The 15403-nt window shown below is 62.5% G+C and carries 11 protein-coding genes; 5 read left to right on the forward strand and 6 right to left on the reverse strand.

Going from position 1 to position 15403, the window contains the following annotated elements; translation table 11 throughout:
• Positions 1-5 precede the first annotated feature (5 nt).
• The 6 genes from selB to fdnG form a co-directional block, all read right to left on the reverse strand.
• On the reverse strand, positions 6-1922 hold the full coding sequence (selB, locus tag HU724_RS15395) for a selenocysteine-specific translation elongation factor (protein ID WP_186569645.1): 1917 nt from the start codon (positions 1920-1922) through the stop codon (positions 6-8).
• Entirely contained in the window at positions 1919-3331 is a 1413-nt protein-coding gene (gene selA / locus HU724_RS15400; RefSeq protein ID WP_186569642.1) for an L-seryl-tRNA(Sec) selenium transferase, read from the reverse strand. Before selA ends, selB begins: the two co-directional genes overlap by 4 nt.
• A 1314-nt stretch (positions 3332-4645) precedes the next feature.
• Positions 4646-5572, reverse strand: a complete 927-nt coding sequence (fdhE, locus tag HU724_RS15405; protein WP_186569058.1) for a formate dehydrogenase accessory protein FdhE — start codon at positions 5570-5572, stop codon at positions 4646-4648.
• Between the two features lie 3 nt (positions 5573-5575).
• Positions 5576-6241 (reverse strand): formate dehydrogenase subunit gamma, encoded by a 666-nt coding sequence (locus HU724_RS15410; RefSeq protein ID WP_125926631.1) that lies wholly within the window; start codon positions 6239-6241, stop codon positions 5576-5578.
• Positions 6238-7173, reverse strand: coding sequence for a formate dehydrogenase subunit beta (fdxH, locus tag HU724_RS15415; RefSeq protein ID WP_160769317.1), 936 nt, complete (start codon positions 7171-7173; stop codon positions 6238-6240). The genes HU724_RS15410 and fdxH overlap by 4 nt, the downstream gene beginning before the upstream one ends.
• Positions 7174-10239 carry a formate dehydrogenase-N subunit alpha gene (gene fdnG, locus HU724_RS15420; RefSeq protein ID WP_186569059.1) on the reverse strand — a complete coding sequence of 1022 codons (3066 nt, stop codon included), beginning with the start codon at positions 10237-10239 and terminating at the stop codon, positions 7174-7176.
• A 360-nt stretch (positions 10240-10599) separates the two neighbouring features.
• Here fdnG and HU724_RS15425 point away from each other — a divergent pair, with 360 nt between their 5' ends.
• From HU724_RS15425 to HU724_RS15445, 5 genes are all read left to right on the forward strand, one after another.
• A complete protein-coding gene (locus HU724_RS15425; protein WP_186569060.1) occupies positions 10600-11754 on the forward strand; it encodes a MalY/PatB family protein in 1155 nt (384 codons plus the stop codon).
• A 228-nt stretch (positions 11755-11982) separates the two neighbouring features.
• Entirely contained in the window at positions 11983-12840 is an 858-nt protein-coding gene (locus HU724_RS15430; protein ID WP_016774822.1) for a glucose 1-dehydrogenase, read from the forward strand.
• 87 nt (positions 12841-12927) lie between these two features.
• A complete protein-coding gene (locus HU724_RS15435; protein ID WP_130926696.1) occupies positions 12928-13539 on the forward strand; it encodes a Yip1 family protein in 612 nt (203 codons plus the stop codon).
• 42 nt (positions 13540-13581) lie between these two features.
• A complete protein-coding gene (locus tag HU724_RS15440; RefSeq protein WP_186569061.1) occupies positions 13582-14925 on the forward strand; it encodes a cation:proton antiporter in 1344 nt (447 codons plus the stop codon).
• Positions 14926-15109: 184 nt separating this feature from the next.
• Positions 15110-15403, forward strand: a complete 294-nt coding sequence (locus tag HU724_RS15445; RefSeq protein ID WP_016774825.1) for a hypothetical protein — start codon at positions 15110-15112, stop codon at positions 15401-15403.

A 15403-nucleotide genomic window follows, 5' to 3' on the forward strand; every position in this document is an offset into this window, starting at 1 on the left:
TGAACTCATGGTGCGCAGGCGCCAGCCAGCGTGTTGTCGGGGCGGATCTGGCGGGATTCGCCGAGGCGGCGGGTCAGGCCGAGTCGGTCGAAATACTCCAGATACTGAATACAGCGTTTGCGTCCCAAGCCTAGCGCATCACGGAAAGTTGTCACCTCAATCGCTGGATGTTCTTCGGCGAGTTTCAGCAGCAGCGCCGCCATTTGTCGCAGGACGATGTCGCTGATGAACAGGTCGCGCACCACCTGGTGCATCAGGCCCAGCCGTGCCAATTTGCGCATTAACAGGCGAACACTGGCGTCGTCTTCGCCGAGCATTTTAGCCGCGTCGCGCACCCACGGTGGGTCGAAACCGGCCTGTTCGAATAAGGGCTGTAATTGCTGCCAGAGGATTTCATCGTCGGCATTCAGGCGCACCTGATGGTCGGGCAGGTGCAGCCAGGGGCCGCTGGCGAGGATCGAGCCGGCGCCGAGCAGTTCGTCGAGCAGGCTGATGAAGGTCGAGCGTTCCAGTGCCAGAGCGCTGAAGCGTCGCAGGCGATCGCGGTCAGGGCCCATCTGGTCGGGTTCCTGTTCGTGGAATCGCGCCAGTTGTTCGAGCAAGGTGAATTTCAACTGGCCCCAGCGCTGGACGTTGAACAGCAGCGCGCCTTGACGGGTGTCGACCAGGCGGATGTTCTCGGCCAGCGACCACTGCGCGCGCGGACGGTTGAACTGGCGTTCGAGGCGTTGCGGGTCGAGGCCGCCGGGGCTGTGGTTGAGCAGCGCTGGCAAGGCTTGTTCGAGGCTGACACTCAGAGCGAGGGTTTGCAGTTGCGCGAGGCGTTCCGGGCTGCGGCGTTGGCGCGCCGGGGCGAACGGGTCGAGCACTGTGCCGCCGCCGAGGGTCCGCTGGGCACTGGAGTCGCGCAGGATCAGCCGATCACCCTTCACCGCGTGCACCGGCGCGTTGATCAGCAGTTGCGCGAACATGCGCTCGCCGGGACTCAGGCGCGGGCCTTGCAGCAAGGCGACCCGGGCAATGACATCCTGGGTGCCAAGGTGCAGATGCACCGGGTGGAAGTGTTCGAAGGTGCGCTCGCCGGGCAACAGCTGAAAGTCGATATCGATGCGCTGGGTCGGGGCATGCAGCCAATCGGCCTGCAGCCAGTGACCACGGTGGATCTGCGCCAGTTCCAGACGATCGCCGCTGAGGTTCAATGCCACGCGTTGGCCAGCGAAGGCTCGTTCAGCGGCCTGGTTTTGCGCGTGCAGACCACGGATGCGCACCGATTTGCCGGCAGCCCCCAAGACAAGTTTGTCGCCAACCGCAACCGTGCCGGACAGCGCCGTGCCCGTGACCACAATCCCCGCGCCCGCGACGCTGAATGCCCGATCGATCGCCAGACGAAAGCCGCCCTCACAACCGCGCGCCTGCACCTCGTTGTGCGCCTGCAATAACGCCGCGCGCAACTCATCGACGCCCTGCCCGTTCATGCTCGACACGGTAAAAATCGGCGCATCAGCAAATGGTCCGGGCGCGAGCAGGTCGAGCACCTGACGCTGCACCTCTTCCACCCTGCCCGTTCCAGCGCGGTCGCACTTGGTGATCGCCACCAGCGCGCGCGGGATGCCGAGCAGTTCGACGATCGCCAGATGTTCTCGCGTCTGCGGCATCACCCCGTCATCGGCCGCGACCACCAGCAATACCAAATCGATGCCCTGCGCGCCGGCGAGCATGTTGTGGGTGAATTTTTCGTGCCCCGGCACGTCGATGAAGCCGGTCAGCCCGGCGCCCGCTTTTAGCTCGGCGTAGAGATAACCGAGGTCGATGGTCATGCCGCGTTCGCGCTCCTGCGGGCGGCGGTCGCCGGTTTGCCCGGTCAGCGCCTGCAACAGCGAGGTCTTGCCGTGGTCGATGTGCCCCGCCGTGCCGACGATCACCGGTCGACCTGCAATTGCGCCAGCTGCGCCAGCCACGCTGGCTCATCGTCGAGCTGGCGTAGATCCAGCCACAGCGCATCGTCGCCGATCCGGCCGAGTACCGGGACCGGCAAACCGCGCAACGCCGCTTCGAGATTGAGCAGATAACGCCCGCGCCAGCGCTTGGACACTTGCGGGCGACAACACAGCGCAGCGCTCGGCAGACGCGCCACCGGTTGGCTGCCACTGCCGATCATGCCCAACGCCTCGACTGCACTGACCTGCCAGACCTCGCCCAACACATCGGCGAGCAACGGTTGCAAACGCGCCGCTTGGGCGAAGATCTCGGCTTGCGGCCGAGTCAGCAGGCGCAGGCTCGGCAGTCGTTCGGCGAGGCGATCAGGGTCGCGGTACAGACCGAGCACCGCTTCCAGCGCGGCCAAGGTCAACTTGTCGACCCGCAGCGCGCGTTTCAGTGGATTTTTCTTGATCTTCGCGATCAGCTCTTTGCGCCCGACGATCAACCCGGCCTGCGGCCCGCCGAGCAATTTGTCGCCGCTGAAGGTGACGATGTCGGCGCCATCGAGCAAGGCCTGACGCACCGTCGGTTCCGCCGGCAGGCCCCAGCGCGTCAGGTCGAGCAGACTGCCGCTGCCCAGATCTTCCAGCAACGGCAAGCCATGGGCGTGCGCCAACTCGGCCAGTTCCGCAGTCGGCACCCGCGCGGTGAAGCCTTCGATGCTGTAGTTGCTCGCATGCACACGCATGATCAAACCGCTGCGTGGGCTGATCGCCGCTTCGTAGTCGCGAGCATGGGTGCGATTGGTGGTGCCGACTTCATGCAGCCGCACGCCGGCGCGGGCCATGATGTCGGGGATGCGGAAGGCGCCGCCGATCTCGATCAGCTCACCACGCGAGATGATGCCTTCCTTACGCGCGCCGAGGCTGTTGAGGGTCAGCAGCACGGCAGCGGCATTGTTGTTGACCACCGTCACCGCTTCGGCGCCGGTCAGTTCGCGGATCAGGCCTTCGATCAGATCGTCACGATCACCGCGCTTGCCGCTGGCCAGGTCGAACTCGAGATTGAGCGGATAACGTGCGGCCATTTGCACCGCTTCGATGGCTTCGTCGGGCAGCAAGGCGCGGCCGAGATTGGTGTGCAGCACCGTGCCGGTCAGGTTGAATACCCGCCGAACCTGGCTGCGTTGTTGCTGCGCCAAGCGTTCGCCGACGCGCCCGGCGAGCACTTCGGCGCCGATCTCCACCGCTGCCAATTGCCCGCTCAACACGCCGGGCCGCAGCTCATCGAGCAACTGACGCAGGCCCGTCAGCAAAGAATCCCGGCCGTAGCGCTCGGCCAACGGCGCGCACGCCGGGTGACGCAACAAGCCATCAATGGACGGCAACCGCAGGGCAACGCTGGAAGACATCAGCCACTCCTGATTTCACTAAAAACAATCCCTTTTGGGAGCAAGCTTGCTTCCAAAAGGGTTTCAGAAGTGTAGACGCACTGCCGGAGCTAGCTTGCTCGCGAAAGCGGTGTGTCAGTCAGTGTGGATGTGGCTGACCTGACGCCTTCGCGAGCAGGCTCGCTCCCACTGAGAAATCCGGGGCTGACCGGGCTTTGTGAGTCGGCACACAAGTCTGTGGCAGCTGGCTTGCCAGCGACTGCGGTGGGTCCGTCAAAGAAGGTGGTGGATGTGCCGACCAATCGCTGGCAAGCCAGCTCCCACAGGGATTCGGGGTGGAATGAACATCGTTGGTCACCACCAATCCCTGTGGGAGCGAGCCTGCTCGCGAAAGCGGTAAGTCAGTCAATGTGGATGTGGCTGACCTGACGCCTTCGCGAGCAGGCTCGCTCCCACAGAGAAATCCGGGGCTGACCGGGCTTTGTGAGTCGGCACACAAGTCTGTGGCAGCTGGCTTGCCAGCGACTGCGGTGGGTCCGTCAAAGAAGGTGGTGGATGTGCCGACCAATCGCTGGCAAGCCAGCTCCCACAGGGATTCGGGGTGGAATGAACATCGTTGGTCACCACCAATCCCTGTGGGAGCGAGCCTGCTCGCGAAAGCGGTAAGTCAGTCAATGTGGATGTGGCTGACCTGACGCCTTCGCGAGCAGGCTCGCTCCCACAGAGAAATCCGGGGCTGACCGGGCTTTGTGATTCGGCACACAAGTCTGTGGCTGGCTTGCCAGCGATTGCGGTGGGTCGGTCAAAGAAGGCGGTGGATGTGCCGACCGAATCGCTGGCAAGCCAGCTCCCACAGGGATTCGGGGTGGAATGATCATTGTTGGTCACCACAAAAACCTGTGGGAGCGAGCCTGCTCGCGAATGCGGTAAGTCAGTCAATGTGGATGTGGCTGACCTGACGCCTTCGCGAGCAGGCTCGCTCCCACAGAGAAATCCGGGGCTGACCGGGCTTTGTGATTCGGCACACAAGTCTGTGGCAGCTGGCTTGCCAGCGACTGCGGTGGGTCCGTCAAAGAAGGTGGTGGATGTGCCGACCAATCGCTGGCAAGCCAGCTCCCACAGGGATTCGGGGTGGAATGAACATTGTTGGTCACCACAAAAACCTGTGGGAGCGAGCCTGCTCGCGAAAGCGGTAAGTCAGTCAATGTGGATGTGGCTGACCCGCCGCCTTCGCGAGCAGGCTCGCTCCCACAGAGAAATCCGGGGCTGACCGGGCTTTGTGATTCGGCACATAGACCTGTGGGAGCACACCCCTCTCCCACAATTTTGCTCTGGTCAGTCGTCTCCCGGCGCCAGCAGCAGATTGGGGGCCAGACGCTGATAGCCGTCCTGGGCCAGACGCATGTCCAGCAGCAAACTGCCGAGATCCGCCGACAACGCTTCGGCTTCGGCGTCGTTCTCCAGGTAGAGCAATTTCAGGTAGCTGTTGCAGCTGGGGCAGACTTCGGCGCGCAGCGGGGCCTGTTCGGCGCTGTGCCGATCATCTTCCTGGCTCAGGTACTCGAGGCCTTTGCTCTGCTCGCAATACACGCACTTGACCCGCACCACATGCCATTCGCAGGCGCACAGCGAACACACCAGATAGCGCAAACCGTTGTGCTTGCCGCGATGGCGAATCACCCCGGCCATGGCCGGTGAACCACAGGCCGGGCATTGGCTGAGGCTGTCGCCGGGCTTGAGTTGCAGTTGCGGCACGCTGAGCAGCCAGTGGCTCCAAGCGGTTTGCAGCGCCGCGCCGAGAAACGGCACCAGCGCCGCCGGCACCAGCGAATACTGACCGCTGACCAGCGCCACCGCCCACGCGCGCAACTGGCCGGGACTGGCGGCGCGCAGCGTGTCCAGCGCGTCGATCACCGCTGGCTGATCCGCAGGCACATAGCGCTGCAGCAAGGCGTCGAGCCACGGCTGCCAGGCATCCTCGCGCACCAGGGTGTCTGCGGCGAACGGCGGCAGACCGTGCTGCTGACAGGCTTCGAAACGCTGCGCATCAAACGGCGCGGTCAGCGGCGGATCGTCGAACACCTGCTGCTGCGCCCGGCACAATCCGGCCATCAGCCGCAGATAATCCGCCAACCCATTGCCCTCGGCCAGACGCTCAAGGCGCTCAGCACGCAGGGCAAACAGGTTACGTGGTGGCAGGTACAGAAACGGCGGCGAACTGGCCGCCGCCTCGATTTCCCCGGGTTCAAGAATGCTTGGCAAAAGTCAGCCCTTTTTCGTCAGCGGTCGCTCGGGCAGGTCCCGAGGCTGTTCGTCGCGGGTCACCTCGCGGTACCACAGTTCATGGTGTTTCTTCGCCCACGGCCGGCTGACCCAGCCATGCAGCATGGCGTCGACCGAACCCTTGATCCACAAACCGGCGTAGATGTGCACGATGATGCTCAGCACCAGCACGAACCCGGCCAGCGCATGCAACAGCATGGCCCAGCGGATCACGCTGATGCCGAAATACGCGCTGAACCACGCGCGCCAGATCACCAGCCCGGTGAACAGCAACGCGAGCATGCACAGCAGTAAAGTCCAGAACAGCAACTTCTGCCCGGCGTTGTATTTACCCACCGGCGGCACGCTTTCTTCGTCGTTGACCATCACCCGGTTGATCCGCCGCAGCCACTGGCGGTCATTGGCGATAAAGAAATTGGTGCGCCAGAAGCTGAACACCAGGCCGAGGAACAGCACGAACATGGCGATGCCCATGTACGGGTGCAGGATCCGCGTCCAGGTGCCGCCGCCGAACAGGTTACTCAGCCAGAACAGCGACGGATGAAACAACGCCAGCCCGGACAACCCGGCCATGAAAAACAGGATCGCCACCAGCCAGTGATTGGTCCGCTGGTTGGCGCTGTAACGCAGGATCGTCTTGTTGCTCATGGCCGCTCCTCCCCGCGTGGATCGAAGGTGTGCACCGCCGGGTCGACCACGTGCACCGAGGTGTCGGGTGGCGTCGGATGTTCATCCTCCTCGACGCGATTCGGGCCGATGCGCACATAGTGGAAGAACCCGGCCAGCACCGCCGCACCCATCGCCAACAGGCCGAGGGGTTTGCTGATGCCTTTCCACAAGCCCACCAGCGGACTGATCGCCGGATGGTCCGGCAAACCGGCGTAGATTTTCGGCGTGTCGGCGTGGTGCAGCACGTACATCACGTGAGTGCCACCAACGCCTGCCGGGTCGTACAAACCAGCGTTTTCAAAGCCACGGCTTTTCAGGTCGACGATGCGTTCGGCGGCGTGTTCTTGCATGTCTTCCTTGGTGCCGAAGACGATCGCGCCGGTCGGGCAGGTTTTCACGCAGGCCGGCTCCAGCCCTACCGCAACCCGATCGGAACACAGCGTGCATTTGTAGGCCTTGTGATCCTTCTGCGAAATGCGCGGGATGTTGAACGGGCAACCGGTGATGCAATAGCCACAACCGATGCAGTGGTCCTGATCGAAATCGACGATGCCGTTGGCGTGCTGAATGATCGCTCCGGGGCTCGGGCACGCGGCCAGACAACCGGGTTCGGCGCAGTGCATGCAGCCGTCCTTGCGGATCAGCCATTCGAGGTTGCCGGCGTCGGTTTCGTGCTCAGTGAAGCGCATCAGCGTCCACGAATCCGCCGTCAGATCCTGCGGATTGTCGTAGGTGCCGTGGTTGTGGCCGACCTCGTCGCGCAGCTCGTTCCATTCCGAGCAGGCGACCTGGCAGGCCTTGCAGCCGATGCATTTGGTCGTGTCGATCAGCTTGGCAACGCCCTGCTGGGTCCTCACTGACGGCGGCACGGTGGTGGTGGCCGAGCGGGCAATGATGTCTTGGCTGGCCATTTACAGTTTCTCCACGTTGACCAGGAATGACTTGGATTCCGGGGTCTGAGTGTTGCCATCGCCGAGGAACGGCACCAGAGTGTTGGTCAGGTAACCGTGACGCGTCAGGCCAGTGAAACCCCAGTGCAGCGGGATGCCGATCTGATGCACGACCTGGCCGTTGACCTGCAGCGGCCGGATCCGTTTGGTCACCACCGCCACCGCTTCGATAAAGCCGCGCTTGCAGCTGACCCGCACCCGATCACCGGCAGCAATGCCCTTCTCGTTCGCCAGCACTTCGCCGATTTCCACGAACTGCTCGGGCTGAGCGATCGCGTTCAACTTGCAGTGCTTGCTCCAGAAGTGGAAATGCTCGGTAAGCCGGTAGCTAGTGCCGGCGTAGGGGAAGTCCTTGGCTTCGCCCAGGGTTTCCCAGACCGAATCGAAGATCCGCGCCGCCGGGTTGCTGGTGGCCTTCTTGTTCTGCGGGTGCAACGGGTTGATGCCGATCGGCGTTTCGAACGGCTCGTAGTGCTCAGGGAATGGCCCTTCGTTCATCTTGTCCACGGCGAAAAACCGCGCGACGCCTTCGGGGTTCATGATGAACGGGTTCATCCCGGCTTCCGGCGGCACGTCGGCCTTGTAGTCCGGCACATCGGTGCCGGTCCAGGCCTTGCCGTTCCACCACACCAGTCGCTTTTTCGGGTCCCACGGTTTGCCCGCCGGGTCCGAAGAGGCGCGGTTGTAGAGAATCCGCCGATTGGCCGGCCACGCCCACGCCCAGCCCTGATGCTGATGCATGCCGAACGGGTCAGCGTTATCACGCCGGGCCATCTGGTTGCCGGCCTCGGTCCAGCTGCCGGCAAAAATCCAGCAGCCGGACGCGGTGCTGCCGTCATCCTTGAGCAAACCGAAGCCGGCCAGTTGCGTACCGGCCTTGACCGTGACGCCGCCGGCATCGGTGAAATCGCTGACGGCGGTGCCGTTGATTTCCCGCGCCAGTTCTTCCGGCGAAGGCTCGTCGGGGATCTTGTAAGGCCACGACAGTTTCAGCAGCGGATCAGGAAACTTGCCGCCTACGCTCTGATAACGCTGACGCAGGCGCAGGAACAATTCGCTCATGATGCGAATGTCGGTCTGCGCTTCGCCGGGGCCATCGGCACCCTTCCAGTGCCATTGCAGCCAGCGGCTGCTGTTGACCAGCGAGCCGTCCTCCTCGGCAAAACAGGTAGTTGGCAGGCGAATGACTTCGGTCTGGATTTCGGCGGTTTTCACGTCGTTGTACGGCCCGACGTTCTGCCAGAACTCCGAGGTTTCCGTGGCCAGCGGGTCCATCACCACCAGCCACTTGAGCTTGGCCAATGCCCCCATTACGCGGTTCTTGTCCGGTAACGCGGCGATCGGATTGAAGCCCTGACAGAAGTAGCCGTTGACCTTGCCCTGGCTCATCAGGTCGAACATCTTCAGCACGTCGTAGTTGGGGATGTCGAGCTTCGGCAAATGGTCGAACAGCCAGTTGTTCTCGGCGGTGGCGTTGGCGCCGTACCAGGATTTCATCAGGCTGACGTGGAATTTGCTGTAGTTCTGCCAATACGAGAGCTGCCCCGGTCTGAGCGGCACCTGGGTGCGTTTGAAGATGAACTGGCCGTAATCCTGCTCGCTGTCGCTGGGCAGCGTGAGGTAGCCGGGCAAGGCGTTGGACAGCAGGCCAAGGTCGGTCAGGCCCTGGATGTTCGAGTGCCCGCGCAGCGCATTGACGCCGCCGCCGGGCATGCCGACATTGCCCAACAGCAATTGCACCATCGCCGCGCTGCGGATGATCTGCGCGCCGATCGAGTGCTGCGTCCAGCCGAGGGCATAGAGAATCGTCATGGTCTTGCCCGGCGTCGAGCAGGTGGCGATCTCTTCCCAGATTTTCTGCATCGCGTCGACCGGCATGCCGCAGATCTGGCTGGCCAGGTCGATGTTGTAGCGGCTGTAATGCTGCTTCATCAGTTGATAAACGCAGCGCGGGTCTTGCAGGGTCGGGTCGACGCGGACGAAACCGTCCTCGGCGAATTCGTAACCCCAGCCGGACTTGTCGGTATAGCTGCGTTTTTCCGCGTCATAGCCGCTGAACAGGCCGTCTTCGAAGCCATAGCCGGCTTTGACGATGAACGACACGTCGGTGTAATTGCGCACGTATTCGTGCTGGATCTTGTCCTCGGTCAGCAGGTAATTGATCAGCCCGCCCATGAAGGCGATGTCGGTGCCGGTGCGGATCGGCGCGTAATAGTCGGCCACCGAAGCGGTCCGGGTAAAACGCGGATCGACCACGATCAGCCGCGCAGCGTTATGCGCCTTGGCCTCGGTCACCCATTTGAAGCCGCACGGATGCGCTTCTGCTGCGTTGCCACCCATTACCAGGATCAGATTCGCGTTGGCGATATCGGTCCAGGTGTTGGTCATGGCACCACGGCCGTACGTCGGGGCAAGACTTGCCACCGTCGGGCCGTGTCAGACACGCGCCTGGTTATCGAACCCCAGCAGACCGAGGCTGCGAATCACCTTCTGGGTGATGTAGCCGGCTTCGTTGGATGCCGCCGATGCCGCGAGGAAACCGGTGGTCAGCCAGCGATTCACCGTTTGCCCGTTGGCATTTTTCTCGATGAAGTTGGCGTCGCGGTCGGCCTTCATCAGGTCGGCGATGCGATCGAGGGCTTCGTCCCAGCCGATGCGCGTCCATTCATTGCTGCCGGGCTTGCGCACCTGCGGGTACTGCAAGCGGCCGGGGCTGTGAATGAAGTCGAGCAGGCCCGCGCCTTTCGGGCACAGGGTGCCGCGATTGACCGGGTGGTCGGCGTCGCCTTCGATGTGAATGATGTTTTGCGCCACGTTCTTGCCGGCATCGCCCTGGCTGTACATGATCAAACCGCAACCGACCGAGCAATACGGGCAGGTGTTGCGGGTTTCACGGGTGTGGGCGAGCTTGAAGTGACGCACCTGCTCGGCGAAGGCCGCCGTCGGGGCCATGCCCAACGCGCCCAGGCTTGAGCCTGCAAGGCCGATACCGGCGACCTTGAAGAACTGACGACGGCTGAGATCCATCGTGCACTCCTGATCAGGTGGAACCCGGTACTTGTGCCGGGCTTTATCTGGACAATCACGGTTGCGACGCCTTGGCGCCGACTTTTTCACTGTAGACAAAGACCTTTCCGATTGTGTGAAAACCGACCGTCGGGTGTCTGGCCCGGATTTCCAGCCAGTTGATCGTTCCCACGCTCTGCGTGGGAATGCCTCAAGGGACGCTCCGCGTTCCACTGGGACGCAGAGCGTCCCGGGCTGCATTCCCACGCGGAGCGTGGGAACGATCAGTCAGATCGCTATTGCGAGCAGGCTCACTCCTACAGGGAACGAGTTGCGCATAGAATGTCCGGCAGAACCAACTCCGCCTTGACGAGACCGCGCATGACTTTCGATTTTGATCAGCTGTTCGACCGCCACCACACTGGCAGCACCAAGTGGAGCCGCTACCCGGCCGATGTGTTGCCGATGTGGGTCGCTGACATGGATTTTGCCGCGCCGCCGGTCATCGTCGAAGCCTTGCAACGGCGCCTGCTGCACCCGCTGCTCGGTTACAGCGTGGCCCAGGACAACCTGCGTGAAGCCATCGTCGCCGACCTGTGGAACAAGTATTCATGGCAGGTCAAACCGCAGGAGCTGATCTTTCTGCCGGGTGTGGAATCGGGCTTCAACATGGCGCTGAAGGCTTTGGTCCAGGCGCAGCAGAATGTCGTCGTGCAAGTGCCGAACTACCCGCCGCTGCGTCACGCACCGGGGCATTGGGGCCTGAATAAGGTCGAGCTTGAATTCAACGCCCAGGCCGATGGCACCTACTCCACGCCATTGGACGCACTGCGCGAGTCGCTCAAAGGCGGCGGCGCCCTGCTGCTGAGCAACCCGCACAACCCGATCGGCAAGGTCTTTGATCGCGAAGAGTTGCAGGCTGTGGCGGACATTTGCGTAGCGCAGGACGCGTGGATCATCTCCGACGAAATCCACGCTGAACTGTGCTTCGACGGCCGCATGCACATTCCCACTGCCTCGCTGAGCCCCGAGATTTCCAAACGCACGATCACCCTGATGTCGGCGAGCAAGGCCTACAACATCGCCGGTCTGAAGACCTCGTTCATGATCATCCAGGATGCTGCCCTGCGCGAACGCGTCAACCACGCCCGCTGCGGCATGGTCGACAGCGTCAACCCGCTGGGCATGGAAGCCACCCGCGTCGCCTACAGCGAAGCCGCGCCGTGGCTCGCCGAACTGAAAACCTACCTGCAGGCCAACCGCGACTGGCTGGTAGACGCCGTGCGCACGCGCCTGCCGGGCGTGACCATCAACGTACCGCAGGGCACGTATCTGGCGTGGCTCGACTGCACGGCGCTGGACCTGCCGGATCCGCAGCGGTTCTTCCTCGAACAGGGCAAGGTCGGGCTGAGTGCGGGATTGGATTTTGGTGACCGGCATCAGCAGTTCGTGCGCTTGAACTTCGGTTGCCCGAGGGCATTGCTGGAAGAAGGGATTGCGCGGATGGAGCGGGCTTTGGCTAACCGCAATCTCTGATCCTGCCCCGAGATACCCCGGTGTAAATGATCCCTGTGGGAGCGAGCCTGCTCGCGAAAGCGCAGTGTCAGTCGACACATTTATCGGCTGACAGACCGCTTTCGCGAGCAGGCTCGCTCCCACATTGGTTTTGCATAGCCAACTAAATCCAGCGCAAATCCGATCGAACTCAAGGCAAAGCCACCGGGTCAACCCGGAACACTGGCCTTGAAATCAGGAGACCCTGCAATGACTGACTATCCAAAACCACCCTTCCCGAAACAAGCCCAACCGGTGCCCGGCTCGCAACGCAAGATGGAGCCGTATCCAGACTGCGGCGAGCAGAGTTACGTCGGTTCCGGCCGCCTCGCCGGCAAGATCGCGCTGATCACCGGCGCTGACAGCGGCATCGGTCGCGCAGTGGCGATTGCCTTCGCCCGTGAAGGCGCCGACGTCGCCGTGGCGTACTTGAATGAACATGAAGATGCCAAGGAAACCGCACGCTGGGTCGAGCAGGCCGGGCGTCAGTGCATCCTGCTGCCGGGCGATATCGCCGAGAAAGCGCAGTGCCAAGCGCTGGTCGACAAGACTGTCGAGCGCTTTGGCCGCATCGACATTCTGGTCAACAACGCCGCGTTCCAGATGACCCACGAAAACTTTGAAGAGATCCCAGATGACGAATGGGTGATGACCTTCGACGTGAATATCACTGCCATGTTCAGGATCTGCCAGGCGGCGATCAAACACATGCGCCCCGGTTCGTCGATCATCAACACCAGCTCGGTCAACTCGGACATGCCCAAGCCGACCCTGCTGGCCTACGCCACCACCAAAGGCGCGATCGCCAACTTCACCGGTGGCCTGGCGCAGATGCTCGGGCCGAAGGAAATTCGCGTCAACAGCGTTGCCCCAGGCCCGATCTGGACGCCGCTGATCGTCTCGACCATGCCTGATGAAGAAGTGCAGAACTTCGGCGGCAGCACCCCGCTCGGCCGTCCTGGCCAACCGGTGGAAGTTGCACCGATTTACGTGCTGCTGGCCTCCGACGAAGCCAGCTACATCACCGGCCAGCGCTACGGCGTGACCGGCGGCAAACCGATGCTGTAACCGTGCAGCAGAAAAACTGAACCCGAGCGGCATGGCATCCCTCCATACCTGTAAGCGCCTACGGGCCAACAGGAACAGGAGGTTGTCATGTCCGCCCCCCTCGTCAGACTCTTCACCCAACCCAACTTCGCCTGGACCGATATCCGCCGCGAAGAAGAAACCCATCCCCGCCACTACCTCGCGCATCTGCTGCTGCTCGCGCTGATTCCGGCCGTGTGCCTGTTCATCGGCACCACCCAGGTCGGTTGGAGCCTTGCCGTGGGTGAAAACGTGCGTTTGAGCACGGCCAGCGCCTTGCAACTGAGCGTGTTGCTGTACGTGACGATCGTCGCCGGTGTTGCGGTCATGGGCGGGTTCATTCGCTGGATGTCGCGGTCGTTCGATGCGCGGCCAACGCTCAATCAATGCATCGGTTTTGCCGCCTACACGGTGACGCCGTTTTTCCTCGCCGGGATTGCCGGGCTGTACCCGAGCCGCTGGCTGGCAATTCTGGTGCTCGGCGCGGCGTCGATCTATTCGACGTTTCTGCTGTTCGTCGGCCTGCCGACCTTCATGCACGAGCGCAAGGAGCAAGGCCTGCTGTATTCGGCGTGCGTGTGGGGCGTTGGCCTGCTGGTGCTGGTGACCATGCTGGTGTCGATGATTCTGCTGTGGTTCAACGTGCTCATCCCCGAGTACCTGCGCACGACCGTGAGCTGAGCCGGTGCGCCTATCCTTGAAAATTCGCTGTAGTGAACGGTCATGAGTTTCGGCGTATGGGTCGCGGTGCTCGGCGCCGTGCTGCTGACGCTGGCCCTGACGTCGTCATGGTTGCGCTGGATGCCGGTCACCACTTCGGCGGTGTGCCTGCTGCTGGGCATCGCCATCGGCCCCAGCGGCCTCGACCTGCTGAAACTGTCGCTGGAAGAATCATCGTTGTGGATGGAGCACCTGACCGAGGTCGCGGTGCTCTTTTCTTTATTTGTCTGCGGTTTGAAGCTGCGCCTGCCGCTGGGCAACACGACCTGGCGTATCGCCTTTGGCCTGGCCGGGCCGGTGATGATCCTGACCATCATCGGCGTGTGTCTGCTGATGCACTGGGGCCTGCAACTGGCGTGGGGGCCTTCGCTGCTGATCGGCGCGATGCTGGCTCCGACCGACCCGGTGCTGGCCGCGCTGGTGCAGGTCAATGATGCGCAGGACATCGACAGCGTGCGCTTCGGCCTCTCCGGTGAAGCCGGGCTCAACGATGGCGTGGCCTTCCCTTTCGTTATTCTCGGCTTGCTGTTGCTGCACGGTGACGGCAGTGCCGGCGAGTGGCACCACTGGGTGATCCGCAGTTTGTTGTGGGCGGTGCCGGCGGGTTTGCTGACCGGTTACTGGATGGGCCGTGGCATCGGCCGCATCGCCCTGTCGCTGCGCATTCACAATGAGGACAGCACCCTCGGCCCCAACGACTACCTGACCCTCGCGCTGATTGCGCTTTCCTATGTGGTAGCCGATGCCATTGGCGGCTACGGCTTTCTCGCGGTGTTTGCCGCCGGTCTCGGCCTGCGTCAGGAGGAAGTCAAATCCACGGGCATCACCCAGGCACCTGCCGAGCATCTGGTGCAGCCGGTGGTCGGTCATCAGAACGTCGAACCACAGAACGCCGTGCATGGCGACATGGAGCAGTTGGAAGACAGCCAGGTCGCGGCCGGGATCATGATGGGCGACATGCTGGCGTTCGGCAGTCTGGTCGAGCGGGCGATGGAAGTGTTTCTGGTGACCCTGCTCGGCGTCGTCCTGATAGCGCATTGGGACTGGCGGGCGTTGTGGATCGGCGCCGTGCTGTTCTGCCTGATTCGCCCGCTGAGCGTGGCGCTGATGCCTTGGGGCAATCTGCTCAGCGGCCCGCAGCGTTTGTTGATCGGCTGGTTTGGCATTCGTGGCATCGGCAGCCTGTTCTATCTGTTCTTCGCCCTGAACCATGGCCTGGATGCCGATGTGGCGAAGGTCTGTACCGACATCACTTTGTCGGTGGTGGCACTGAGCATTCTGCTGCATGGCATCAGTACCCAACCGATGCTGGCGCGCTATGAACGTCTGAAGCAACGAAAAAGTTGATTCGTCGACCGCTGCGCCTGCCTGGAAATGATCGAAGATTTTTCTGCAAAAAAATGGATCGCCGGGCGCGACCCAACGGTCACAACTTTAACCGCGCCAATCATCCAGCGCGGCCCGGCAGGTTCGGTTCCCCTGCGGTGAACAGCCTATTAAACGGAACCCCGACACAAACAAGGTCACGGTCATGAACGAATGCTCGACTCCTGCGCAAATCAAGGCTTGCAGAGCACTGGCTCTGGAACGCAATCGTCAACTGTTCGAAGAAGCCCACGAACTGAACCGAGCGGCCAACGCGCTGCTGGAACAGACGCCGACCGACTTCGAACGCTTTGAGCAATACCGGGCACTGCGCAAGAAAGCCGATGCGAAGTTTGAAGATGCAATCGATCATCTGTGTGTGCTGAATGAGGACTTCCCGCCGATTCCGGCGGCGGTGCAGAATGCTGTAACTGCGCGGCGTGAGCTGGAAACGGCGTGA

Source organism: Pseudomonas iranensis (genome assembly GCF_014268585.2).
Taxonomy (GTDB): Bacteria; Pseudomonadota; Gammaproteobacteria; order Pseudomonadales; family Pseudomonadaceae; genus Aquipseudomonas; species Aquipseudomonas iranensis.

What these genes read in the sequence shown, in the direction of transcription:
- HU724_RS15440 (WP_186569061.1), top strand. Translation starts at nt 13,582, where the DNA reads ATGAGTTTCGGCGTATGGGTCGCGGTGCTCGGCGCCGTGCTGCTGACG.
- HU724_RS15435 (WP_130926696.1), top strand. Translation starts at nt 12,928, where the DNA reads ATGTCCGCCCCCCTCGTCAGACTCTTCACCCAACCCAACTTCGCCTGG.
- HU724_RS15410 (WP_125926631.1), bottom strand. Translation starts at nt 6,241, where the DNA reads ATGAGCAACAAGACGATCCTGCGTTACAGCGCCAACCAGCGGACCAAT.
- HU724_RS15425 (WP_186569060.1), top strand. Translation starts at nt 10,600, where the DNA reads ATGACTTTCGATTTTGATCAGCTGTTCGACCGCCACCACACTGGCAGC.
- HU724_RS15445 (WP_016774825.1), top strand. Translation starts at nt 15,110, where the DNA reads ATGAACGAATGCTCGACTCCTGCGCAAATCAAGGCTTGCAGAGCACTG.
- selA (WP_186569642.1), bottom strand. Translation starts at nt 3,331, where the DNA reads ATGTCTTCCAGCGTTGCCCTGCGGTTGCCGTCCATTGATGGCTTGTTG.
- fdxH (WP_160769317.1), bottom strand. Translation starts at nt 7,173, where the DNA reads ATGGCCAGCCAAGACATCATTGCCCGCTCGGCCACCACCACCGTGCCG.
- HU724_RS15430 (WP_016774822.1), top strand. Translation starts at nt 11,983, where the DNA reads ATGACTGACTATCCAAAACCACCCTTCCCGAAACAAGCCCAACCGGTG.